This is a genomic window from Pseudomonas sp. S1_E05 (genome assembly GCF_056337105.1).
In genome coordinates this window covers 3,202,942-3,226,435 of record NZ_JBFRHM010000001.1, presented here as the reverse complement: position 1 = coordinate 3,226,435, position 23,494 = coordinate 3,202,942, and the positions used below count along the sequence as shown (strand labels likewise).

Genomic DNA, 23,494 nt, shown 5'->3' with positions numbered 1-23,494 from the left:
GGACGCTCTCATGTTGCTCAGTTATCTACGGCTGGTGTTGTTCGCGGCGGGCCTGTTGATTGGTGTCCAGGTGCCAGGCTTTATCAACGACTACACCAAGCGTATTGAAGCGCACCTGATTGAGGCGCAGACCAGCCTCAGCGGTTTTCAGAACACCGCCAACCAGTTCTTCAAGGGCGACATGCAGGCGCTGGTCGCCCATTACCGCGCCAGCGAAGACCCGATATTTCGCAGTGACGCCGACAGCCTGAGCCACCTGCTGACCCGCCAGGTGGCGCTTGATAAACAGTTCCAGGCCATGCAGGGGCCCTGGTACGTGCGTTTCCTGCAAGTGGTGCTCGCCGCCGACCCGGATATCCGCAAGGAAACCTGGAACGGCTACAGCTATCAGATCCTGCTGACGCCCGAAGCGATGATCTGGGGCATGAGCGGTGCTTTGCTGTTGTCGTTCGGCATCGAGTGCCTGTTCCGCCTGATCGATTGGGTGGTGCTGGGCGGCCGACGTCTGCGCCAGAGCCGGCCGATCGAAGACCGGGATGTGCGTGGGTTGCAGTGAAGTAGTCCCTGTAGGAGCGAGCTTGCTCGCGATAGCGGTCAACCAGCCACACCATGGGTGACTGACAAACCGCTATCGCGAGCAAGCTCGCTCCTACAGGGGAGGGTCACTTCAGCGTGCCAGCACGACGTAGTTATCCCCCACCCGACTCGCGTAGTCCGTCAGCACCCGCTGACACAACGCCACAATCTCCTCGACCCACTCCACCCCGGTGCGCCACGACACCACCACCTGCAAATCCGGCGGCCGTTGGTCGATGGCCAGCAGGGTCAACTCCCCGCTCGCCAGCTCTTCGGCTACCAGCACGGGTGGCAACGCCGCGATGCCAAAACCGTCCCGCAGCAGCCGGGTGATCGCCGACACCGAGTTCACGCAGTTCAGCTTGGGCGTCATCACACCGTTGGCCTGCATCAACGCGAGCACTTGTTGATGCGGGTGGGAGTTTTTCGAGTAGGTGATGATGCGTTCGTTGCCGAGGTCGGCGACACCTGAATACGCTCGGTTGTACAGGGAATTGCTGGCGGCGATCCAGTCCATCGGGTGGCTGGCCAATTCCAGGCTGCGCACGCTTTCCTGTCGCAACAGATCGGTTTGCAAGGCCACATCGAGAAAGCCTTTTTGCAACTGATCGCAGAGGTTCAGCGAGGTATCGGCCACCAGTTCGATTTCCACCAGCGGGTACAGCTCGGTCATCTGCGCGACCAGGGGGCTCAGCCAGGTGTGGATGACGGTGTCCATCACGCCGATGCGCACCCGGCCGACCTTGCTGGAGCGCGTCTCGATCGACTGTTTCAGCGCCTGCATGGTGTCCATCATCTGCTCGGCGTGCTCAAGTACCTTCAAGCCTTCAGGCGTCAGGCTCACGCCGCGCGAATCACGCAGGAACAGCTTCACGCCCAGCTCACTCTCGAGTACGGCAATGCGACTGGAAATCGAGGCCTGGGTGGTGAACAGCTTGTCTGCAGTCAGGCGAAAACTCTTGAGTCTGGCGACCCAGACGAAGGTCTCGAGAAACTTCAGGTTCATGGGGGTTGCTCGGGGGGGATAAATTTTTCTTATGTCTGGAACAGGATTTAATTAGTTGGACGCGACAGGGCAGTGCGCCCAAAAATCACCGCATCCGGTTCTCACGATAGGCGTCGTCGGGGCTCAGGACAATACCCGTAAAATCAGCGCGAAGATTTGCCCGCCGTTGAAAAGAACAAAGCCAACAGGAGTGTTCACCGTGAGCCGTCTGCTATTGAACTGCGATATTGGCGAGAGTTTCGGTAACTGGACCATGGGTCTGGACGCCGATGTCATGCCCTTCATCGATTGCGCCAACATTGCCTGCGGGTTCCACGCAGGGGACCCGAGCATCATGCGCAAGACCGTCAGCCTGGCGCTGAGTAACGGCGTGCAGATTGGCGCGCATCCTGCCTATCAGGATTTGGTGGGGTTCGGCCGGCGTTCCATGGTGTACACCGCGCAAGAACTGCAAGACATCCTGCATTACCAGATCGGCGCTCTCGATGGTCTGTGCCGGGCGCAGGGTGGACGGGTGAGCTACGTCAAACCCCACGGCGCGATGTACAACGACATGATGGCCAACCCTGCGCAATTGCGTGCGGTGCTACAGGCTGTTGCAGCCTACGACTCGACATTGCCGTTGATGCTGATGGCCACCCGCGACAACAGCGCCGCGCAGCAATTGGGCGATGAATACGGTGTGACCCTTTGGTTTGAAGCCTTCGCCGACCGCGCCTACGACAGTGCCGGCCGGTTGGTTTCGCGGCAACTGCCGGGTGCCGTGCACCACGATCCGGAAACGATCATCACCCAGGCCTTGAAGATTGCCCGTGGCGAGCCGCTTACCGCCAGCGACGGCAGCGCCTTGCACTTGAGGGCCAACACCCTGTGCGTCCACGGCGACAACGCCAGTTCGGTGGCGGCGGTGCAACGGATTCGTGAAGCCCTTGATCAGCTGGGGGGCATCATGAAGCTGCGCATCGAAGGCGTTGCACTGGATTGCCTGATGGTGCGCCTGTTCGACGAAATCGCCGAAAGCAACATGCCGTGGATGCTCGCTGCCAGCGACAACCTGCGTGCAGCATTTGCCGGACAGCTCATCGACCTGGTGCCGTCCTACACGACGCTGATGGTGCATTACGATCTCAATGCCTTGAGTCCTGCGCAGGCTCGAGAGCTGATCGCCGAGGCGTTGATCGATCTGTCACCCAATACCCGCAGCAGCGGCCAATGCCATGTGTTGCCGGTGTGGTACGACCTGAGTGTCGGTCCGGAGTTGAGCCTGTTGGCCAAGCGCAGCGGTTTGACAGTCGAGGAAGTGATCCGCCGTCATAGCGAGCGTGAGTACCAGGTGTTCGCGCTGGGTTTCGCACCAGGCTTCGCTTTCATGGGGCTGGTGGAGGAAGCGCTGGCCGCGCCGCGCCTGAATACCCCGCGCAAGAAGGTCGCGGCGGGGAGCGTCGGGATCGCCGAACGGCAGACTGCCGCTTATCCGGCTGTCTCTCCAGGTGGCTGGAACCTGATCGGTCGCACACCGGCCCGATTGTTCGACCGCGATCGCGAGGGGTACAGCCTGATGCAGCCGGGTGACACCGCGCGGTTCGCCCCCATCAGCCATGCCGAGTTCATCAACCTGGGCGGTGACGACACGCCGTTGGAGGTTCAAGCATGAGCCGGCTCTCAATCGAAGCGAGCACGCCATTGTGCCTGTTGCAGGACGCCGGTCGATTCGGTGTACGCCACCTGGGCGTGACCCAAGGCGGCGGGTTGGATTGGCGTTCGATGTCGTGGGCCAACTGGTTGTTGGGCAATGCTTTGGGTGCCGCCGTCATCGAAATCACCCTGGGCGGATTTACCGTGGGAGCCGAAGAAGATTGCCTGCTGGCTTTGGCGGGGGCGGATCTGGGCGCACAACTGGACGGTCAGGCGCTGATGCCTTGGCGCAGTTTCAAGATGCGCAAAGGCCAACGTTTGCTGTTCACCCAGCTGCTATTGGGCGCGCGGGCTTATCTCGCCGCGCCGGGCGGATTTGAGGCGCCGCGGGTGCTGGGCAGTTGTGCCACCGTAGTGCGTGAAGAGCTGGGCGGGCTGGATGGCAGAGGGCATGCGTTGGTCAAGGGCGCGTCGTTGAGCTATCACGCCGATGCGCCGTTGCTGGTACGGGAGGTGCCAACCGAACAGGTGCCGGATTTCAAACTCGATGCGCCACTGGATGTGATCGTGGGGGCGCAGATCGGTGAGTTCAGTGGCCAAAGTCTGTTCGATGCATTCAACAGCCCCTGGACACTCGACAGCCGTGCCGATCGCATGGGCATGCGCCTGCTGGGTCCGGCGTTGGCTTATCAGGGGAAACCGATGATTTCCGAAGGTATTCCGCTGGGCGCGGTGCAGGTGCCGCCAGACGGTCAGCCAATCGTGTTGCTCAACGATCGCCAGACCATCGGGGGGTATCCACGCCTTGGGGCGTTGACGCCGCTGGCGTTGGCGCGGCTGGCGCAGAGTCTGCCGGGAGCGCAGGTGCGGTTACGGCCGGTGGTGCAGGAGGTTGCGCATCGGGAGCAGGTTGAATACCTGCGGCGTTTTTCCGATAGCTAAAAGCATCGCGGGCAAGCCCGCTCCTACAGAGGTTTGCTGAGCATCTGTAGGAGCGGGCTTGCCCGCGATGGCGCCACATCAGGCACCACAAACTACTTGGAAAGAAACCGCATTCCTTCCTCCAGCCCCCGCAACGTCAGCGGGTACATCTGGTCCTCGATCAAGTCCCGCACGATATTGGTCGAGGACGTATAACCCCAGGTATCTTTTGGATACGGGTTGATCCAGATGAGTTTTTTGTACTTCTCCATGAACCGCTGCATCCACACGTAACCGGCTTCTTCGTTCCAGTGCTCGACGCTGCCGCCGGGCTGGGTAATTTCGTACGGCGCCATGGCAGCGTCACCGATGAAGATCACTTTGTAGTCGGCCCCGTACTTGTGCAGCAGGTCCATGGTCGAGGTGCGCTCGGAAGTGCGGCGCATGTTGTTCTTCCACACCGATTCATAAATGAAGTTGTGAAAGTAGAAGTACTCCAGGTGCTTGAACTCGGTCTTGCAGGCCGAGAACAGTTCCTCGCAGGTTTTCACGTGTGCATCCATCGATCCGCCAATGTCGAACAGCAGCAACAGCTTGACCGTGTTGCGGCGCTCCGGACGCATCTGGATGTTCAAAAGGCCCGCATCCTTGGCGGTGTGATCGATGGTGCCATCGATGTCGAGTTCTTCCGCTGCGCCCTGACGGGCGAATTTGCGCAGGCGGCGCAGGGCGACCTTGATGTTGCGGGTGCCCAGTTCCACCGAGTCGTCGAGGTTCTTGTACTCGCGCTGGTCCCAGACCTTGACCGCCTTGCCCTGGCGCTTGCCGGCATCGCCAACCCGGATACCTTCCGGGTTGAAGCCGCCTGAGCCGAACGGGCTGGTGCCACCGGTGCCGATCCATTTGTTGCCGCCGGCGTGGCGTTCCTTCTGTTCTTCCAGGCGTTTCTTGAATTCTTCGATGAGTTTGTCCAGGCCGCCCAGCGACTGGATCGCCGCCCGCTCCTCATCGGTCAGCGAGCGCTCGAATTCCTTGCGTAACCAGTCTTCCGGGATCAGCGCCTGGAGGTGGTCGTCGAGTTTCTCCAGGCCGTTGAAGTAGGCGCCGAAGGCGCGGTCGAACTTGTCGAAATGCCGTTCGTCCTTCACCAGGATCGCCCGGGCCAGGTAATAGAACTCGTCCATGTCGGCGAAGGTCACGCGCTGTTTAAGCGCGTTGATCAGGTCCAGCAGTTCGCGAACCGAGACCGGCACCTTGGCGGCGCGCATTTCATTGAACAGGTTGAGCAACATGGCGTCGGCCCCTTTTACACGTGCTTAGCGAGTGCCGCGACGGCTCATGAAGGCCAGACGCTCCAGCAATTGCACGTCCTGTTCGTTCTTCACCAGGGCTCCAGCCAGCGGCGGAATGGCTTTGGTTGGATCACGCTCGCGCAGTACCGCTTCGCCGATGTTGTCGGCCATCAGCAGCTTCAGCCAGTCCACCAGTTCGGAGGTCGACGGTTTTTTCTTCAGGCCCGGCACTTTGCGCACATCGAAGAACACGTCCAGCGCTTCGCTGACCAGGTCTTTCTTGATGTCCGGGTAGTGCACGTCGACGATCTTTTGCAGGGTGGCGCGATCCGGGAAGGCGATGTAGTGGAAGAAGCAGCGGCGCAGGAAAGCGTCCGGCAGCTCTTTTTCGTTGTTGGAGGTAATGATGATGATCGGCCGCTGCTTCGCCTTGATCGTCTCGTCGATCTCGTAAACGTAGAACTCCATCTTGTCGAGTTCTTGCAGCAGGTCGTTGGGGAACTCGATGTCGGCCTTGTCGATTTCATCAATCAGCAGGATCACCCGCTCCTCGGATTCGAACGCCTCCCAGAGCTTGCCTTTTTTCAGATAGTTACGAACATCGTGGACCTTTTCGTTGCCCAACTGCGAATCACGCAAGCGGCTGACTGCATCGTATTCGTAGAGGCCCTGATGCGCCTTGGTGGTCGACTTGATGTGCCAGGTGATCAGCCTGGCGCCAAACGATTCTGCCAGTTGTTCGGCCAGCATGGTTTTGCCGGTGCCCGGCTCGCCCTTGACCAGCAGCGGGCGCTCCAGGGTGATGGCGGCGTTCACCGCCAGCTTCAGGTCATCGGTGGCGACGTAGGCCTGGGTGCCTTCGAACTTCATCTGCTAATCCTCGAACGGTAAAGCCGGCCTGACGGGCAGGGGCGGGGCGCAATAATCAAGTCCCCGACTATAACGCGCAGGCCGGTCGACTGGGAACGCAGACGGCTTATTCAGTCTCTGAATGGAGCGTCACATCTTGACTCAGTCTCGGCGGCTTGCCAGATATTGAGCTATCGCCATTTTGGCGATAGCTTGCGCCTCATGTCTACTCAATATCGATTTCGAGATACATACCGTATTCAACTGCGCGAACGAGACCATCCGCCACCCCATGTCCACCTCGTCGGTGGCGGGCTGGATGGCGTGCTCAGCCTTGAACCCGTCAAAGTCACGATGGGCCTGGCACCGCCTCTGATTATAAAAGAAGCCCTGGATTGGGTCCGCGCCCATCAGGCGCAACTGCTGGAGGAGTGGAAACGATGTTACCCATGAAACGGCCACGGTTGTCTGCCGTGAAGGCTTTGCTCGACAACCGCCTGGCGCTGACGTTTATCGATGGACAGCAACTGACTCTCGACCTGAACCGTGATCTGCTGGCCTTTCCAGGGTTGCAGCCGCTATTGGCGCCGGGGGCATTCGAAGGGGCTGCCCTTGGCGATGATGGCTGGAGTGTGGAATGGCCCGAACAGGACATCCAGATCGGCGCAGACACGCTGTATCTGGATGCGCTGGCGCAGAACGCCACGGACGAAAATACCCGAATTTTCATCGACTGGCGTGCCCGCACGGGCCTGCCGCTCAATCAGGCGGCGCAGGCGCTGGGGGTAAGCGCCCGCAGCATCAGTCGCTACAGCAGCGGTCGTGAGTCGGTGCCTCGATCCTTGGCGCTGGCATGCCTGGGCTGGGATTTTCTACAACAGCAGGCAAACGCAGCGCGCGTGGCCGAGGACTCCGGTCGTTATACCGTGAGGCCCAAACCTTAACCCGCATCAGGCTTGGGGCGCTCATAGCGGGCATTGAAGGCCTGGATGAAACCATTGCGCAGAATCTGCAGAAACGCCTGTAATGCGCTGATATCTTGCCGGTGCACGTTGCCACTCAATTCGACGCGCGTTGCAAACTGATTTTTGCCCTGATTTTTCAGTACCGTCTCCGAGCCGCCGACAATGGCTTCCCAAATGGAGCGGAATAAACCCTTGTCCTTGTTCTCCACGTCCTGCTGCCAGTTGAACACATCAACGTCCTTCAGAAGAGGTTTGATGTACCCGGTCAATTGAGCCTTTTTCGCTTGCGCCTCGATCACTACATCACCGTGGCCGGCGTTGAAATCGAACTTGCCGTAGGCTGATGCAAAATCGTTCATGCGTTTGAGTTCGATGTCCTTGGCGCGCAGACGGAATTCGAAGTTTTCAAAGTTGCTCAGGGGATCGAACGTGGCGGTTGCTTCCAGCGGTGCATGTCCCAACAGCAACGCTTTGCCTTCGAAACTCGCGTCGCGCCTGCCTTCCTTGTCGACCACATTGGTCAGGTTGTAGAAACTCGCATTCACCTGTGTCGCGTTCATGTTGACGGGCGGCTTGGAATTGAAATTGCGGAAGCTGATCTTGCCGTCGTAGATGCGCACTTCATCCAGCGTGATGGGCAGAAGCTTGCCCAGTTGCTCACGCCAATCGGTGCCTTCACCTGTCTGGGAGTTCTGTTTGTTGGGCCCGCCATCGACGAAGTTGACTTGCGGGTTGAAGAACTGCACCTGCGCGACCACCGCATGCTCATAGATCAGCGAATGCCAGCTGACGGCAAGGTCAATCAATGGTGCATCGACGAAGGGCACCGGGACCTTGCCATCGACCTTGACGATTTTCAGGCCGTTGATCTTGTAGGCGCCGCGCCACCACGCGAGGTCCACATCAGTCACCTGGCCACGGTAATCGCCCATGTCGGCGAGTTTTCCATTGAGATAGTCGCGCACCATGTAGGGCAGCGCGATGTGCAAGGTAATCAGACACACAATGAGGCCAACAAGTATCCACAAGGGCCAGCTGTAGCGACGTTTCATGATGGTAAATCCCTGGCGATGTAATGCATTGACTCCGATGGCCGGCGGACGTTCGACCTGACTGGACGAGCACCGGCAACAGGCATACCGTGATGGGCTAATCAACGCTGCATCAAGGACCCGGTCATGAGTCGTATTTTTGCTGACAACGCCCACTCCATCGGCAACACGCCGCTGGTGCAAATCAACCGCATCGCGCCGCGCGGCGTGACCATCCTGGCCAAGATCGAGGGGCGCAACCCGGGTTACTCGGTCAAGTGCCGGATCGGCGCGAACATGATCTGGGACGCTGAAGGCTCCGGCAAACTGAAACCGGGCATGACCATCGTCGAGCCGACTTCCGGCAACACTGGCATTGGTTTGGCGTTTGTCGCGGCAGCACGAGGCTACAAGCTGATCCTGACGATGCCATCCTCCATGAGCATCGAACGTCGCAAGGTGCTCAAGGCACTGGGCGCCGAACTGGTGTTGACCGAGCCGGCCAAAGGTATGAAAGGCGCCATCGAAAAGGCGACTGAAATCGTCGCTGCCGACCCGTCCCGGCACTTTATGCCCGCGCAGTTTGAAAACCCTGCCAACCCGGCCATTCATGAGAAAACCACGGGTCCGGAAATCTGGAACGACACCGACGGCGCTGTCGATGTGCTCGTGGCCGGCGTCGGCACCGGTGGAACCATCACCGGGGTTTCGCGGTATATCAAGAACACTCAGGGTAAACCGATTCTGTCGGTGGCGGTCGAGCCAGTGGTATCGCCTGTGATCACCCAGGCATTGGCGGGCGATGAAATCAAGCCGAGCCCGCACAAAATCCAGGGGATCGGTGCAGGGTTTGTGCCGAAGAACCTCGACCTGTCGATCGTTGACCGGGTCGAGTTGGTCAGCGACGAAGAGTCCAAGGCCATGGCCCTGCGTTTGATGCAAGAGGAAGGGATTCTGTGTGGCATCTCCTGCGGTGCAGCGATGGCCGTGGCAGCGCGTTTGGCCGAAACCCCGGAAATGCAGGGCAAGACCATCGTGGTGATTTTCCCTGACTCCGGCGAGCGTTATCTGTCGAGCATGCTCTTCAGTGACCTGTTCACCGAGCAGGAAACCCAGGCCTAAGCGCTGCCGTCGCCTGTAGGGCAGGGGCTGATCACCGTCAGCCCCTGTTCAGGAGGTTTATGTTAACCAGGGTTTGTTACGCAATCCTCAACACTGAATGTTGAATCAGTCGGGTTTTTTCAAAGGTCTTTAGCGCTTATCATGGCTGGCTGCCACGTCGGGTACATGGCGTTGCGCAAAGTTGCTTATTTTCAAGGAGTTGTCGATGACCTTTTCCTTTGCCGTGAAAGCGTCGCTGTTATTGCTGTTTCTGGGCAGCACGCTATATGTGCACCTGCGCGGCAAGGCGCGCTTGCCGGTCTTGCGCCAATTCGTCAACCATTCGGCGCTGTTTGCGCCTTACAACGCCTTGATGTATCTGTTTTCCGCCGTGCCTTCGCGGCCTTATCTGGATCGCAGCAAATTCCCTGAACTGGACGTGCTCAAGGACAACTGGCAGGTGATCCGCGATGAAGCGATGCACCTGTTCGACGAGGGGTACATCCGCGCCGCCGAAAAGAACAACGACGCGGGCTTCGGTTCGTTCTTCAAGAAAGGCTGGAAGCGTTTTTACCTCAAGTGGTACGACAAACCCTTGCCGTCGGCCGAAACCCTCTGCCCGAAAACCGTGGCGCTGGTCAGTAGCATCCCCAACGTCAAGGGCGCCATGTTCGCGTTGCTGCCAGGCGGTAGTCATCTGAACCCGCACCGCGATCCATTTGCCGGCTCCCTTCGTTACCACCTGGGCCTGTCGACGCCAAACTCCGACGACTGTCGCATCTTTGTCGATGGCCAGGTGTACGCCTGGCGCGATGGCGATGACGTGATGTTCGACGAGACCTATGTGCATTGGGTGAAGAACGAAACCGAGCAGACTCGGGTCATCCTGTTCTGCGACATCGAACGCCCCTTGAGCAACCGCCTGATGACCAGCGTCAACCGACGGGTTAGCGCTTTCCTTGGACGCGCCACGGCGCCGCAGAATCTTGACGATGAGCGCGTGGGTGGCATCAACCAGGCGTATGCCTGGAGCAAGCGTTCCAGCGACAAGATCAGTGGTGTGGTCAAGCAGTTCAAGCGCCGCCACCCCAAAGCCTACCGTGTACTGCGGCCGGTGTTGGCCGTCGTGGTGTTGACGTTGCTGGGGTACTGGCTGTTCGGATGAATGCGCCCGTGCAATGAAAAAACCGTTCCCTGGGAGCGGTTTTTTTGCCCATTTTCAGGGGCGGCCGGCGAGCAGATTGGGTTCTTCGCCTACGATGCCCGTGACGAGTAGTTGAAGAAGGCGGCGTTGGCTCGCCGTCAGTTCTCCCGCCATTGCTTTGCTTTGCGCAACATGAGCGCTTTTCCTTGTGGAAGATTTTTTGATTGTTCTGCGCATATTCCCTCCACCGCTGGTCATCAATTGAACAGTCTTCAAAATACAAGGTTCTCCAAAGTTTTGACAAGTCGGCCTTCTCGATCGTACTCAAAGCCAAGCTGCTGATAGATTGAAACCGCTCCTGCTCGTGGCTCCTGAATTTCAAGCAAACGAGCACCCATGACCTGCGCGTATTGCTCAACGACTATCATGGCGAGAGTTGCAACACGTCCCTTCAAAGGGTGTGCGCTCCTCGGACTCCCTTCCAATCTCACGATACGGATTCGTTGCCGGCTGTTATTTGGGTTCGCGAAACAAAGCCCACACAGCTCGGCGTTGAACCAGATGGCAAGGTCCAGAGCCAGTGGCTCCCGTGCCTTCCACTCGATGACCTCATACCATGAGAAATGTGGATCCTCCCACCGTTCAAAAGCACTTAATGCTTGCCTGTCAATTGGCTCAAAACGCACATTCGATAAGTCCACAGCCGCAGAGCCAGCTCTGACGTGGAGAAGTTGAACAACGCTCGAAACAGCCTGTTTTCTCGCCTGTGATTTGTACAGCTGATACCGAAGATAAGCCCGTTCCCTTGGCATGTGATCCTGTGCATTCCCTGTCCTCGCTGGACGCTGCCGTGAATCCCAAGCCTAGGTAACTGTGCGCGTTACGTCTTTACTGGCCATTTGTCCAAGTCATTGCAATTGTTGTCAGCCGCTGGATCGTCGGCTTGGCGCATGGCGCCAGGCCTTTTTTTATTTGCTCAGGGCATGCTCGGCCCGCACCGAATTCATGAACGCCTGCATGGCCGACGATTGAATGCGATGGCGCCGGGTGATCAAGCCATACGGCGGCAGTCGTGCTTCGAATTTGATCGGCAGCACGGCCAGCAGATCCCGGCCGGGGTAGTCCTCGACCACTGAAACCGGCGTGACGCCAAGCATGTCGGTCTGCTGGATCAATGACAGCAAGGTCATGATCGAGGTGGTTTCGACGATGCTGCTGGGTATGTCGACTCGCGCATTGTGAAACACTTGATTGATGATCGCGCGCATGGGGCTCGGTTGCTGTTGCAGCACCCAGGTCATGTTCTGCAGCTCCGCCCAGCTCAGGTGTTTTTCTTTGGCCAACGGGTTCTGCGCACTGGCAATCACGCACAGTGCCTCTTCGCCAAGGCTGTCGAACAACAACTCCTCGGCCCGCGCACCGGCGGGGATGCGCCCGAGGACGATGTCGAGCTGGTCCTGCAACAGGGCCTGGACCAGCACGTCGCTGGTGTCGACCTGAATGCTCATCGACAGTCGCGGATGGCTCTGTTTCAAGGTGGCGATGGTGCGGGTCAGCAAGCCCGAGGCCAGTGCCGGAATGGCCCCGACGGCCACTCGTCCCAGGTTGCCGGATTCGAGGGCGACCAGTTCTTCGCGCATGCCGCTCAGCTCCGCAAAAACCATGCGCGCGTAATAAATCACGGTCTCGCCGAACGGGGTGGACCGCATGCCCCGGGGCAGACGCTCGAACAGCTCGACGCCCAACAGGTCCTCGGCCTCGTGCAGCATTTTGGTCGCTGCCGGTTGAGTCATGCCGATGTGATCGGCGGCGCGGCGCAATGAACCGAATTCCTGCAACGCCAGCATCAGCCGCAATTGGCGAAGTCGCAGTCGGCTGTGGATCACATTGGCTTCAGGAATTCTTGTCATGGACGACACTCGCAGAAAAGACTGCGGCAAGCCTGACAATAAATGTCAGGCATTGCCAGCATCACTACACCGATTTGGTCTTGCCGACAGGGGATTTACGCAGCCCGAGCACGCTGGCCAGTGCCTTGGAAATCAGTGGCCAGAACAGCATCAGCAGGGCGGCGGTGGTCAGGCTGCCCACCAGTGGGTTGGACCAGAAGATACCAATGTGACCGTCGGAGAACAGCATCGACTGGCGGAATGCATCTTCCGCCTTGTCGCCCAGCACAGCGGCCAGAATCAGGGGTGCAATCGGATAGCCCAGCTTTTTGAACAGATACCCGAGTGCGCCAAAGCCCAGCATCAGCACCACGTCGAAGAACGAGTTGTGCACCGTGTAGGCACCGATGGCGCAAACCATGATGATGATCGGTGCAATCACCGAGAACGGGATACGCAGGATCGAAGCGAACAGCGGCACCGTAGCCAGCACCACGATGAGGCTTACCACGTTGCCCAGGTACATGCTCGCGATCAGGCCCCAGACAAAATCATGCTGTTCGACGAACAGCGTCGGGCCAGGGTGCAGGCCCCAGATCATCAAGCCGCCGAGCATCACCGCCGCCGTGGCCGAACCTGGAATGCCCAGGGTCAACATCGGCAGCAGGGCGCTGGTGCCCGCCGCGTGGTCGGCGGTTTCCGGGGCGATCACCCCTTCGACTTCCCCTTTACCGAAGTTTTCGCGATTTTTCGAGAAGCGCCGCGCCATGCTGTAACTCATGAACGACGCGGCAGTCGGGCCGCCGGGGGTGATACCCATCCAGCAACCCACCAGCGTGCTGCGCACAATCGTCCACCAGTAGCGCGGCAGTTTCGCCCAGGTCCGCAGGATGACCATGGGTGTAATCCGGGCACGTTCGCCACGGAACACCTGACCTTCTTCGACTGTGCAGAGGATTTCGCCGATGCCGAACAAGCCGATCACCGCCACTTCGAAACTGATGCCAGTCATCAGGATCGGCTGGTCGAAGGTCAGGCGCAGGTTGCCGGAGACGGTGTCCATGCCGACGGCCGCCATGGCGAAACCGATCATCATCGCCACCACGGTTTTCAGCGGCGGGTTTTTGCTCATGCCAATAAAGGTACAGAACGCCAGCAGGTACACCGCGAAGAACTCCGGTGAACTGAAGGTCATGGCAAACGCGGCGATCTTGGTCGACAGGAAGGTCAGCAGCAACACCCCGGCCAGTGCGCCGATCAGCGCCGAGCTGAACGCGGCGGTCAGGGCTTCGGCGGCACGACCTTCACGGGCCATGGGGTAGCCGTCGAACGTCGTCGCCACCGATGAGGGCTCGCCGGGTATGTTGAACAGGATCGAGGTGATCGAGCCGCCAAACAGCGCGCCCCAATACATGCACGACAGCAGGATGATCGCCGACACCGGCGACATGGTGAACGTCAGCGGCAGCAGCAACGCGACGCCGTTGGGGGCGCCGAGGCCGGGCAACACGCCGACCAGAATGCCCAACAGTACGCCGACCACCATCAGGCCGATGTGGCCCGGTGTGAGGATCAGGTTCATGCCTTGCAACAGGGAATCGAATTCGCTCATTTGAAGTGTCTCCAGGCCATGGCAATCCAGTCGCCCAGGGGACCTGCATCCAGCGGGACCTTGAACCACAACGCGAAAATCAGATAACTGGCCAATGCAGCGCCGAGGGACACGCAGGCAATCATCCACTTGCCGTAAGGCTTGGCGCGGACCTTGTCACGAGACATGAACCAGGCAATAAAGCAGGCCGAAGCCACATAGATGCCGGTAAACGGCATGGCGGCGACGAACAGGGCAATGGGGATGAACACCGACAGCACTTGCTTGAACGCGCTGCGGCTGACGAAGGCAATGTTCAGTGCTTGCCAGCGCACCAGGGTCAACACGCCGTTGGCCACGCTGGCGGCGCACAGCATCAGGCCGATGTAGAAAGGAAAATACCCCGGTTCAGGGCCGGCATCACCCCAGCCGATACCTTGTTCGACGCTGCCATACATCACCACCGCGCCGATCAGCGCAGTGAAGAGGGCCAGGCCGAGCTCGACCCAGCGGGTCCCGACCAGTGCCGGTGAATCCGAAGAATGGGACATGAAGACACCTCCAGAGGCGACGGCCGTGCCCGGGGGTACGGCCGTCACAGACTCAGTTTTTCAGCCAGCCGGCTTCCTTGAACACCGGGGTGACGCGGGCGGTGTCTTTTTCGATATAGGCGGTCAGTGGCTCGCCCTCCAGAAAGGTCGGCACCAAAGCGTTTTGCTTCACGTAAGCCTTGAACTCGGGCGTCTCGGTGACCTTACGCATCAGCTCGACATAGAACGTGCGCTGCTCGGCAGTCACTTCGCCGGGCATGAACACGGTGCGCGGGAAACGATACTGGTCGATGCCCAAGCCCTGTTCGTGACAAGTCGGAACGTCGGCCCACGACTTGTCGCCGGCGACCTTCTCGGTGTAGTTCATGCGTTCCCGGCTGAACACGCAGAGCGGCTCGACCTGATCGCCACGCCATTGGCTGATGCTTTCAGCGGGGTTGTTGACGTTAGCGGCGATGTGTTTGCCCGCCAACTGCGTCGCGGCTTCGCTGCCACTCTTGAACGGGATGTACACCAGCTTGCTGTTGTTGGTCTGGTTCAGGAGCAGGGTCAGGGTCTGGTCGACGTCCTTGGACTGGCTGCCCCCCATCCGCATCTTCGATGGATCGGCCTTGGCCGCTTCGTAGAAACCCTTGGCGTCCTTCCACGGCGCGCCCTTGTAGCTCCAGAGAATGAAGTCATCCTCGGCCACGGCGGCGACTGGGGTCAGCTCCTGCCATTGGTAGCCAAGCTTGGACACCAGTGGCAACAGGTAGATGTTGTTGGTGCCGATCACCAGTTTTTCCGCATCACCCTTGTTCATTTTCAGGTCGAGGAAAGCCTCGGCTCCGTTTCCACCGCCCTTGTTAAGGACGATGGTGTTCACATCGAGCAGCTTGTGAGTGGTGATGATCGACTGGATCAGACGGCCGAGTTGATCGGTGCCGCCACCGGGGCCGCCGGCCACGACGATCTCGACGTTCTTGTCCGGTTGCCAGGCGGCATGGGCGAGGGCGGGCAGGGCGCCTGCAGCCACCAGCGTACAGCCAAGGAACAGACGGGAGGTGCGACGGACGAATGCATTTCGCATTGGAAGGGCCTCGTTTTTGTAGTTGTTATGAGTGACTTGTCGGTGCTCGAGAGCTGCAAGCCTGGCCCGAGTGTGGGAAGGCGCCGCTCTCGCGTCTAGTCAAAACAATACATATACCGATAGCCTGGGGTTATCGCTCGCTTGGACACGAATTGTGACAGTTATCGAATGTGCCGTTCCAGAGCGGTTTAAGGGTATTTTGTCGGTAACGTGACCGGGTTGAAAGGTCGTTGAAAGCGGGATCTGCCATAACCCGTGGCTATCGCCGTATTTCCAGGTTTGATTAGACGGTTATCGCTGAGCCTTCGATAGTGCTCACCGAGCCGTCCTGAAGCGGCACGCTGTACCACAAAAATAATAAGTCGAGGTAAGCACCATGGCTCGTCCCAGTGCGTCCCTGCATCTGCCCGAAGCCGATGCCCAAACCGCCGTATCAGCCGCACCGCTGGCAGGTACCACCAAGGCCAGCAACGTACGCTGGAAGATCTTCGCGATCATCTTCGCGTTGACGATGGTCAACCTGATCGACCGGGTTTCGCTGTCGATTGCGATGCCGACCATCGCCGCCGAGTTTTCACTGTCACCGAGCACACAAGGGCTGATTCTCAGCAGCTTCTTCTGGGCCTACGCGCTGTTGCAGATTCCCGGCGGCTGGATGATCGATCGTTTCGGGCCGCACCGGGTGATCAGTTGGTCTACGGGCCTGTGGGGGACCTTCCAGGTGCTCGCGGCGTTTGCCACCGGCGGATTGTCCTTGCTGTTCGCCAGGGTTGCACTGGGTGCCGCCGAGGCGCCGTTGTTCCCGTCGGGCGGCAAGCTGATTTCGCTGTGGCTGGCACCGAGTGAGCGCAGTCGCGGTGCGGTGCTGATGGACAGCGGCAGTCCGTTGGGTGTTGCGCTTGGCGGGCTGATCATCGCCTACCTGATTGCCACTCTGGACTCCTGGCGCCTGGCCTTCCTGATTGCCGGTATCGCCACGCTGGTGCTGGGCTGGGTGGCGTGGCGCTATTTACGCGACAACCCGGCCACTCACCCGCAGGTGAATGCGCAGGAGCTGGAGAAGATCAATGCAGGGCGCGCGACACCGGCCGCCGAAGCTGCGCAGATGTCGGTCAAGGGTCTTGGGATCGCTGCACGTTCCCTCAGTGGTCTGCTGGTCGGTCGCGCCAGTTGGGCGATGGTGTATTTCGGTTTGCTGACCTGGGGGCCGAGCTACCTGGCTCAGGCCCGTGGTTTTGATATCAAGGGTATTGGCGCGGCGACGTTCGTCATTTTCATCTGCGGTGCGTTGGGCTCTTTGACGGGTGGTTTTCTCTGCGACGCGCTCATCCGCAAAGGCGTTCGTCGAGGCGTGGCGGTCAGGGGGCTGCTGGCATTTTCCGGTTTGATCGCGCTCGGCGCGTTCCTGTTGCTGCCGACCTTGAGCGATCCTTTTGCGGCGGTGGCGCTGTTGGCCATGACCGCATTTTTCCTGATGTGGGGCAGCCTCTACTGGAGCTTCCCGGCGTTGCTGGCAGCGCCAGCGCGTGTCGGCCTGATTGGCGGCGTAATGAACATGGCCGGCAGCGTTGGTGGTATCGCGGTGCCGATCCTGGTGGGTGTGATTCTGCAAATGGCCGGCGGTTTCGCGCCGGTGCTGGCTTTCTTCGCGGTATGTTCGGCGGTGTTTGTACTGGCAACGCTGTTCATCAGTCTCGACGAGGTGCGCCATGGTTAAGATGTACGACGGCCTGATCATCGATGCCCATCATCATTTCTGGGACCCGACGATCAACCCGCATCCGTGGCTCGCCCCCGAGGCCAACATTGCGTTTCGCTACGGGGACTACAGCGCGATCAAGCGGCGCTATTTTCCCGACGATTACTTCGCCGATGCCGGTGCACACAAGGTCGTGCAAACGGTGTACATCGAAACCGAGTGGGACCCGCAGGACCCGATTGGCGAGACCCGTTTCATCGAGCAACTGGCGGCCCGTTACGGCGTGCCGAATGCGGTGGTGGCGCAAGCCTGGCTCGATCACCCGGATGCCCTCGCCGTGCTCGCCGAGCAAGCGTCGTTCAAGTGTGTGCGCAGCGTGCGCCACAAGCCCGGTGGGCCGACATCCCCCGCGCAGGTCGGCCATGTGCGCAGCCTGATGAGTGATGAACATTGGCGCCGCAGCTACGCCGCCTTGCAAGGCCTGGGGCTGCACTTCGATTTGCAGACGCCCTGGTGGAACCTGCACGAAGCCGAGCGCCTGGCCCGGGACTTTCCCGGCACTACGCTGATCCTCAATCACGCCGGTTTGCCCAGCGACCGCAGCGCTGAAGGCCTGGCCGGCTGGCGTCGGGCGATGGCGCGGCTGGCCGAGTGGCCGAACGTGCAGGTGAAGGTCTCTGGCCTCGGCCTCAAGGGCCAGGCGTGGCGGGCGAAGGACAACGCGTGGATCGTGCGCGAAGTGATCGCCATGTTTGGCACTGGTCGCGTGATGTTCGCCAGCAACTTCCCGGTGGACAGCCTGTGTGGCTCGTTCGATGACATTTACAGCGGTTTCAAATCCATCGTTGCTGACCTGCCCTGGGCCGATCAGGAGCGACTGTTCTACAGCAACGCGCAGCGGGTGTATCGCTGCGAGCCGTGCGCCATCGACCGCACGCGACCTGAATCCTTGAGGAGTGAAGCATGAGAAAGACAACCATCGCCATGGTCCTGGGTGATCCTGCCGGCATCGGCCCGGAGCTGATCGCACGCCTGCTCGCAGAACCCCAGGTGCGCAGCCAGGCCAATGTGATCCTGATTGCCGACGAAGCGGAAATGCGTCGTGGCATGCGCCTTGCCGGCCAGGAATTTCCCTACCGTCGCGTGGAGTCGCTGGAGCAACTGGCGTTCACCGACGACACGCCGCTGTTTTATGATTTTCGTGGTGACACCCTCGGCGAATTCCCACGCAGCGAAGCCAGTGTCATCGGCGGTCGCTACAGCCTCGATACCCTGGAAAAGGCCCTGCGCCTGACCGAAGCCGGCACCACCGACGCGGTCTTGTTCGGGCCGCTGAACAAGACGTCATTGCACATGGCCGGGATGGCGCACAATGACGAACTGCACTGGTTCGCCGAGCTGCTGGATTTCCACGGGCCGTTCTGCGAGTTCAACGTGCTCGACAATCTGTGGACCTCGCGGGTGACCTCGCACGTGGCGTTGGCCGAAGTGCCGGGGATGCTCACGCAGCAGCGAGTGGTGGAGGCGATCCAGTTGATTGACACCGCGCTCAAGCGCAGTGGCCTGGAAAAACCGCGTATCGGCGTCTGTGGACTGAACCCGCACAATGGTGACAACGGCTCGTTCGGCCGTGAAGAACTGGACATCATCGGCCCGGCCGTTTGCACCGCACAGGCCTTGGGTATTGCCGCCGAAGGGCCGTACCCGGGCGACACGATTTTTCTCAAGGTCCAGGGCGATGCCAGTGCCTTCGATGCCGTGGTGACCATGTATCACGACCAGGGCCAGATCGCGATCAAGCTAATGGGCTTCTCCCGTGGCGTGACCGTGCAGGGCGGCTTGCCGATCCCGATCACCACCCCGGCCCACGGCACCGCCTTCGATATCGCAGGCCAGGGCAAGGCCAACCCCGGCGCCATTCGGCAGGCCTTCGAGATTGCGTGCCGGATGGGCAGTAACCGCCACTGATGACGGTTTTCATCTCAAGTTAAATTCCTGTGGGAGCGAGCCTGCTCGCGATGATGGCTGTACAGGCACCTTTATGGTGACTGGCAGTCCGCTATCGCGAGCAGGCTCGCCCCCATAGTTTTTTATCCTGGCACCTGATAACCCGATCCACGCAATAACCACTGGTACCTATTTCCCCAGGTTATCGATGGATGCGCATAAGTGATTATCCGCGCTCCCCGGCGGCTGGCTAAAGTCGCTCCATCGAATGCCTGGAAGCCGCCACACGAGCGGTTTCGTGCACGCGACTCAACAATTACAAGAAGCGCCAGCAAGGAACTGAATTCATGAAAATCAAAGCGATCCGTACCCGCGTATTCGAGTGGAAAGGCAAAGTCGTTCCTCCTCAGGCGCACTTCTGCACCAATGCCAGCGACATCCTGTTCGAGCGTGGCGACGCCATGGGCTCGTTCCGGTTCCACGGCTGGCTGGTGGTGGAAGTCGAGACTGACACCGGTCTCGTCGGGATCGGCAACTGCGCCCTTGCGCCGCGTGTGGCCAAGGAAATCATCGACACCTATCTGGCTCCCATCGCCATCGGCGAAGACCCCTTCGACAATGAGTACATCTGGCAGAAAATGTATCGCCAGAGCCACGCGTGGGGCCGCAAGGGTATCGGGATGGCGGCGATCTCGGCGATCGACATCGCGATCTGGGACATCATGGGCAAGGCCGTCAACAAGCCGGTATTCAAGCTGCTGGGCGGACGTACCAAGGAAAAGATCTGGACTTACGCCTCCAAACTCTACGCCAACGACAACCTCGACCTGTTCCTCGAAGAGGCCCAGGGCTATCTGAACCAGGGTTTCACCGCGTTGAAAATGCGCTTCGGCTATGGCCCGAAAGACGGTCCGGCGGGCATGCGCAAGAACATTGAACAAGTGCGCGCCCTGCGTGAACTGGCAGGTCCCGATGTGGACATCATGCTTGAGTGCTACATGGGCTGGACCCTGGAATACGCACGCCGCATGCTGCCCAAACTCGCCGAATTCGAACCGCGCTGGTTGGAAGAACCGGTGATTGCCGATGACATCGAAGGTTATATCGAGCTGAAGAAGATGGGCATCATGCCGATCTCCGGCGGCGAGCACGAGTTCACCTCCTACGGCTTCAAGGACCTGCTGGAACGTCGCGCCGTCGACGTGATCCAGTACGACACCAACCGCGTCGGTGGCATTACCGCCGCGCGCAAGATCAACGCCATGGCCGAAGCATGGTCCGTGCCGGTGATCCCGCACGCCGGGCAGATGCACAACTACCACCTGACCATGTCCACCACCGCCTCGCCGATGGCCGAGTTCTTCCCGGTGTTCGACGTCGAGGTTGGCAACGAACTCTTCTACTACGTGTTCAAGGGCGAGCCGCAGCCGGTCAACGGCTACATCCAGCTCGACGACAACAAGCCGGGCCTGGGCCTGGAAATCTCCGATGAGTACCTGAGCGACTTCAACATCATCGAGTGACCTTCAGGCGTCGCTCACGGGCGGCGCCGTCCCTGACCCAGAGGAGAAAGACATGCGCCTGATTCAATTCGAAAACACCCAGGGAGCGCGCCAGGTCGGCGTGATCGAAGGTTCCCGGGTGCTGGTGTTGAACGACACCCGCAGCACCCGTGAACTGGCACTCGCGGCCATCCGCGGCCAACGAAGCCTGCAGGAGGAAGTGGCCCAACGTGGTACCCAACCGGGCCCCGACTACGCCCAGTTGTTGCAGCAGGGCAAGGTCCTGTCGCCGCTGGACCACGAAGACCCGGCCCACTGCCTGATCAGTGGCACCGGCCTGACCCACCTGGGCAGCGCTTCAGCGCGGGACAAGATGCACCAGCATGACGGCGCGGTGGAAGCGGGTATGACCGACACGATGCGCATCTTCAAATGGGGCCTGGAGGGTGGCAAGCCGGCAGACGGGCAGATCGGTGCGCAACCCGAATGGTTCTACAAGGGTGACGGCAGCATCGTCGTGCGCCCCGGCGCGGACTTTCCGGTGCCGCCGTTTGCCGAGGATGCCGGTGAAGAGCCCGAGCTGACGGGTCTCTATGTGATTGGCGATGACGGCCTGCCATACCGCGTCGGTTTCGCGCTGGGCAACGAGTTCTCCGATCACGTCATGGAGCGCCGCAACTACCTGTATCTCGCACATTCGAAACTGCGCAGTTGCTCCTACGGTCCCGAGTTGCGCGTCGGCGAATTGCCTCGGCATCTGGCCGGCACCAGCCGCATTGTGCGCAATGGCGAAACCCTGTGGGAAAAGGAGTTTCTCAGTGGTGAAGACAACATGTGCCACAGCCTCGCCAACCTCGAATTCCATCACTTCAAGTACGCGCAGTTCCTGCGTCCCGGCGATGTTCACGTGCACTATTTCGGCACCGCCACGCTGTCGTTTGCCGACGGGGTCAAAACCCAGCCGGGTGACTATTTCCAGATCAGCCTCGACGAGTTTGGCGCGCCACTGGTCAACGGTATCGGTGAATCTGCCCAGCCTCTGCCGATCGGGCAGGTGCGCACGCTTTAAGTCGGCTGCCCAAGGAAATCTTCATGACCTCAATACTCGGACACAACTACATCGGCGGGCGTCGCAGCGCCAACGGCAACGTGCAGTTGCAAAGCCTCGACGCCACCACCGGTGAGCCGCTGCCCGCCCGATTCTTCCAGGCCAGCGAGGCGGAGGTGGATGCTGCCGCCAAAGCGGCTGCGGCGGCCTATCCGACCTATCGCAACCTGAGTGCGCAAAAGCGCGCGACGTTCATCGACGCTATCGCCGATGAAATCGATGCGCTGGGTGATGAGTTCGTCGCCACCGTGTGCCGCGAAACCGCGCTGCCCGCTGGGCGTATCCAGGGCGAGCGTGGCCGTACCAGCGGTCAGTTGCGCCTGTTCGCCAAGGTGCTGCGTCGCGGTGATTTTTATGGGGCGCGGATCGACCGTGCCTTGCCGGATCGCCAACCATTACCGCGCCCAGACCTGCGTCAGTACCGCATCGCCCTGGGGCCAGTGGCGGTGTTTGGCGCGAGCAACTTTCCGCTGGCCTTTTCCACGGCTGGGGGTGACACCGCTTCAGCCTTGGCCGCCGGTTGCCCGGTGGTGTTCAAGGCCCACAGCGGGCATATGGCGACCGCAGAGTGGGTCGCCGACGCGATCACCCGCGCCGCCGAACGCACCCGTATGCCCGCCGGCGTGTTCAACATGATCTTCGGCGCGGGTGTCGGCGAGTGGCTGGTCAAGCACCCGTCTATCCAAGCTGTGGGTTTTACCGGGTCGCTCAAAGGCGGCAATGCGCTGAGCCACATGGCCGCGACTCGGCCGCAGCCGATCCCGGTGTTCGCCGAGATGTCGAGTATCAACCCGGTGTTCCTGTTGCCCGAGGCGCTTAAGGTGCGCGGCGAACAGATCGCCGCACAACTGGCAGGTTCGGTGACGTTGGGCTGCGGTCAATTCTGTACCAATCCGGGGTTGGTCATTGGCCTGCGCTCGCCGCAGTTCAGCGATTTCCTCGCAGCGTTTTGCGCGCAGATGAATGAGCAACCGGCGCAGACCATGCTCAATGCCGGCGCGCTGGCCAGCTACAACCGTGGTGTGGGCGAACTGCACGAACATCCGGGGCTGACACACCTGGCAGGCCAACCGCAGCAGGGCAATCAGGCGCATCCACAGGTGTTCAAGGCCGATGTCAGCCTGTTGCTCAAGGGCGACGAGCTGCTTCAGGAAGAAGTGTTCGGGCCGACCACCATCGTCATCGAAGTCGACGATCAGGCGCAGCTCGCGGCGGCATTGCATGGCTTGCGTGGGCAACTGACGGCGACGCTGATTGGCGAGGCCGATGAGTTGCTGGAGCACCGCTGGCTGGCCGAAGTGTTGCAGGAAAAGGTCGGGCGGATCCTGTTCAATGGGTATCCGACCGGGGTCGAAGTCTGTGATGCGATGGTGCATGGCGGTCCGTATCCCGCGACCTCCGATGCCCGAGGGACATCGGTGGGGACACTGGCAATCGATCGTTTCCTGCGCCCGGTGTGCTTCCAGAATTACCCGGATGCGATGTTGCCCGAGGCGTTGCAGGACAGTAATCCGCTGGGGATTCGACGGTTGGTGGATGGAGAGGTCAGTAGTCAGGCTTTGTAGCGTCTGAGCGGGCTTCATCGCGGGCAAGCCCGCTCCCACAGGGTTTGGTGTTG

At 60.2% G+C, this 23,494-nt stretch carries 21 protein-coding genes and 1 pseudogene; 14 read left to right on the top strand and 8 right to left on the bottom strand.

Annotated elements, in window-relative coordinates; translation table 11 throughout:
• Nucleotides 1–10 precede the first annotated feature (10 nt).
• Nucleotides 11–556, top strand: coding sequence for a DUF2937 family protein (locus tag AB4N33_RS14895; RefSeq protein WP_460117276.1), 546 nt, complete (start codon nt 11–13; stop codon nt 554–556).
• Nucleotides 557–667: 111 nt separating this feature from the next.
• Here AB4N33_RS14895 and AB4N33_RS14890 read toward each other — a convergent pair whose 3' ends face one another.
• Nucleotides 668–1,582 (bottom strand): LysR family transcriptional regulator, encoded by a 915-nt coding sequence (locus AB4N33_RS14890; RefSeq protein WP_476457645.1) that lies wholly within the window; start codon nt 1,580–1,582, stop codon nt 668–670.
• Between the two features lie 199 nt (nt 1,583–1,781).
• Here AB4N33_RS14890 and AB4N33_RS14885 point away from each other — a divergent pair.
• The 3 genes and pseudogenes from AB4N33_RS14885 to AB4N33_RS14875 form a co-directional block, all read left to right on the top strand.
• Nucleotides 1,782–2,519: pseudogene (locus AB4N33_RS14885) on the top strand (5-oxoprolinase subunit PxpA); the annotation flags it as partial.
• Between the two features lie 12 nt (nt 2,520–2,531).
• Complete coding sequence (locus tag AB4N33_RS14880; protein WP_460142161.1) at nt 2,532–3,236, top strand: 5-oxoprolinase subunit B family protein; 705 nt, start codon at nt 2,532–2,534, stop codon at nt 3,234–3,236.
• Entirely contained in the window at nt 3,233–4,159 is a 927-nt protein-coding gene (locus AB4N33_RS14875; protein ID WP_476457644.1) for a 5-oxoprolinase subunit C family protein, read from the top strand. The genes AB4N33_RS14880 and AB4N33_RS14875 overlap by 4 nt, the downstream gene beginning before the upstream one ends.
• A gap of 92 nt (nt 4,160–4,251) precedes the next feature.
• Here AB4N33_RS14875 and AB4N33_RS14870 read toward each other — a convergent pair whose 3' ends face one another.
• A complete protein-coding gene (locus AB4N33_RS14870) occupies nt 4,252–5,430 on the bottom strand; it encodes a vWA domain-containing protein (protein WP_460117271.1) in 1,179 nt (392 codons plus the stop codon).
• 24 nt (nt 5,431–5,454) lie between these two features.
• Entirely contained in the window at nt 5,455–6,300 is an 846-nt protein-coding gene (locus AB4N33_RS14865) for an AAA family ATPase (protein WP_192302253.1), read from the bottom strand.
• Between the two features lie 201 nt (nt 6,301–6,501).
• On the opposite strand from AB4N33_RS14865, the gene AB4N33_RS14860 reads away from it, so the two are divergent.
• Together AB4N33_RS14860 and AB4N33_RS14855 are read left to right on the top strand one after the other, a co-directional pair.
• Nucleotides 6,502–6,732 (top strand): DUF4160 domain-containing protein, encoded by a 231-nt coding sequence (locus AB4N33_RS14860; protein WP_476457643.1) that lies wholly within the window; start codon nt 6,502–6,504, stop codon nt 6,730–6,732.
• On the top strand, nt 6,720–7,223 hold the full coding sequence (locus tag AB4N33_RS14855) for a DUF2442 domain-containing protein (protein WP_476457642.1): 504 nt from the start codon (nt 6,720–6,722) through the stop codon (nt 7,221–7,223). The genes AB4N33_RS14860 and AB4N33_RS14855 overlap by 13 nt, the downstream gene beginning before the upstream one ends.
• Here AB4N33_RS14855 and AB4N33_RS14850 read toward each other — a convergent pair.
• The gene (locus tag AB4N33_RS14850) at nt 7,220–8,296 is read right to left on the bottom strand and encodes an AsmA family protein (RefSeq protein ID WP_476457641.1); all 1,077 of its coding nucleotides are present in this window, start codon (nt 8,294–8,296) and stop codon (nt 7,220–7,222) included. The genes AB4N33_RS14855 and AB4N33_RS14850 overlap by 4 nt on opposite strands.
• Before the next feature lie 126 nt (nt 8,297–8,422).
• Between AB4N33_RS14850 and cysK the strand changes: the two genes are divergently transcribed.
• Nucleotides 8,423–9,397: a cysteine synthase A gene (gene cysK / locus AB4N33_RS14845; protein ID WP_460117268.1), complete on the top strand. Its 975-nt coding sequence runs from the start codon at nt 8,423–8,425 to the stop codon at nt 9,395–9,397.
• Nucleotides 9,398–9,602: 205 nt separating this feature from the next.
• Nucleotides 9,603–10,541 carry an aspartyl/asparaginyl beta-hydroxylase domain-containing protein gene (locus AB4N33_RS14840; RefSeq protein WP_460140035.1) on the top strand — a complete coding sequence of 313 codons (939 nt, stop codon included), beginning with the start codon at nt 9,603–9,605 and terminating at the stop codon, nt 10,539–10,541.
• A gap of 947 nt (nt 10,542–11,488) precedes the next feature.
• Here the strand turns inward: AB4N33_RS14840 and AB4N33_RS14835 are convergent.
• The 4 genes from AB4N33_RS14835 to AB4N33_RS14820 all read right to left on the bottom strand — a co-directional run bounded on the left by AB4N33_RS14835 (nt 11,489) and on the right by AB4N33_RS14820 (nt 15,620).
• Nucleotides 11,489–12,430: a LysR family transcriptional regulator gene (locus AB4N33_RS14835; RefSeq protein ID WP_460140034.1), complete on the bottom strand. Its 942-nt coding sequence runs from the start codon at nt 12,428–12,430 to the stop codon at nt 11,489–11,491.
• A 64-nt stretch (nt 12,431–12,494) separates the two neighbouring features.
• Nucleotides 12,495–14,021, bottom strand: coding sequence for a tripartite tricarboxylate transporter permease (locus tag AB4N33_RS14830; RefSeq protein WP_460117264.1), 1,527 nt, complete (start codon nt 14,019–14,021; stop codon nt 12,495–12,497).
• Entirely contained in the window at nt 14,018–14,551 is a 534-nt protein-coding gene (locus tag AB4N33_RS14825; RefSeq protein WP_460117263.1) for a tripartite tricarboxylate transporter TctB family protein, read from the bottom strand. The genes AB4N33_RS14830 and AB4N33_RS14825 overlap by 4 nt, the downstream gene beginning before the upstream one ends.
• 52 nt (nt 14,552–14,603) lie before the next feature.
• Nucleotides 14,604–15,620 (bottom strand): Bug family tripartite tricarboxylate transporter substrate binding protein, encoded by a 1,017-nt coding sequence (locus AB4N33_RS14820; protein WP_476457640.1) that lies wholly within the window; start codon nt 15,618–15,620, stop codon nt 14,604–14,606.
• A 376-nt stretch (nt 15,621–15,996) separates the two neighbouring features.
• On the opposite strand from AB4N33_RS14820, the gene AB4N33_RS14815 reads away from it, so the two are divergent.
• From AB4N33_RS14815 to AB4N33_RS14790, 6 genes are all read left to right on the top strand, one after another.
• Complete coding sequence (locus AB4N33_RS14815; protein ID WP_476457639.1) at nt 15,997–17,337, top strand: MFS transporter; 1,341 nt, start codon at nt 15,997–15,999, stop codon at nt 17,335–17,337.
• On the top strand, nt 17,330–18,286 hold the full coding sequence (locus AB4N33_RS14810) for an amidohydrolase family protein (protein ID WP_460117260.1): 957 nt from the start codon (nt 17,330–17,332) through the stop codon (nt 18,284–18,286). The genes AB4N33_RS14815 and AB4N33_RS14810 overlap by 8 nt, the downstream gene beginning before the upstream one ends.
• Nucleotides 18,283–19,287: a 4-hydroxythreonine-4-phosphate dehydrogenase PdxA gene (locus AB4N33_RS14805; protein ID WP_476457638.1), complete on the top strand. Its 1,005-nt coding sequence runs from the start codon at nt 18,283–18,285 to the stop codon at nt 19,285–19,287. Before AB4N33_RS14810 ends, AB4N33_RS14805 begins: the two co-directional genes overlap by 4 nt.
• Nucleotides 19,288–19,613: 326 nt before the next feature.
• Nucleotides 19,614–20,789 carry an L-rhamnonate dehydratase gene (locus AB4N33_RS14800; RefSeq protein ID WP_431756532.1) on the top strand — a complete coding sequence of 392 codons (1,176 nt, stop codon included), beginning with the start codon at nt 19,614–19,616 and terminating at the stop codon, nt 20,787–20,789.
• A gap of 52 nt (nt 20,790–20,841) precedes the next feature.
• Entirely contained in the window at nt 20,842–21,837 is a 996-nt protein-coding gene (gene araD1, locus AB4N33_RS14795) for an AraD1 family protein (RefSeq protein WP_476457637.1), read from the top strand.
• Between the two features lie 23 nt (nt 21,838–21,860).
• Nucleotides 21,861–23,441: an aldehyde dehydrogenase (NADP(+)) gene (locus AB4N33_RS14790; RefSeq protein WP_476457636.1), complete on the top strand. Its 1,581-nt coding sequence runs from the start codon at nt 21,861–21,863 to the stop codon at nt 23,439–23,441.
• Nucleotides 23,442–23,494 lie beyond the last annotated feature (53 nt).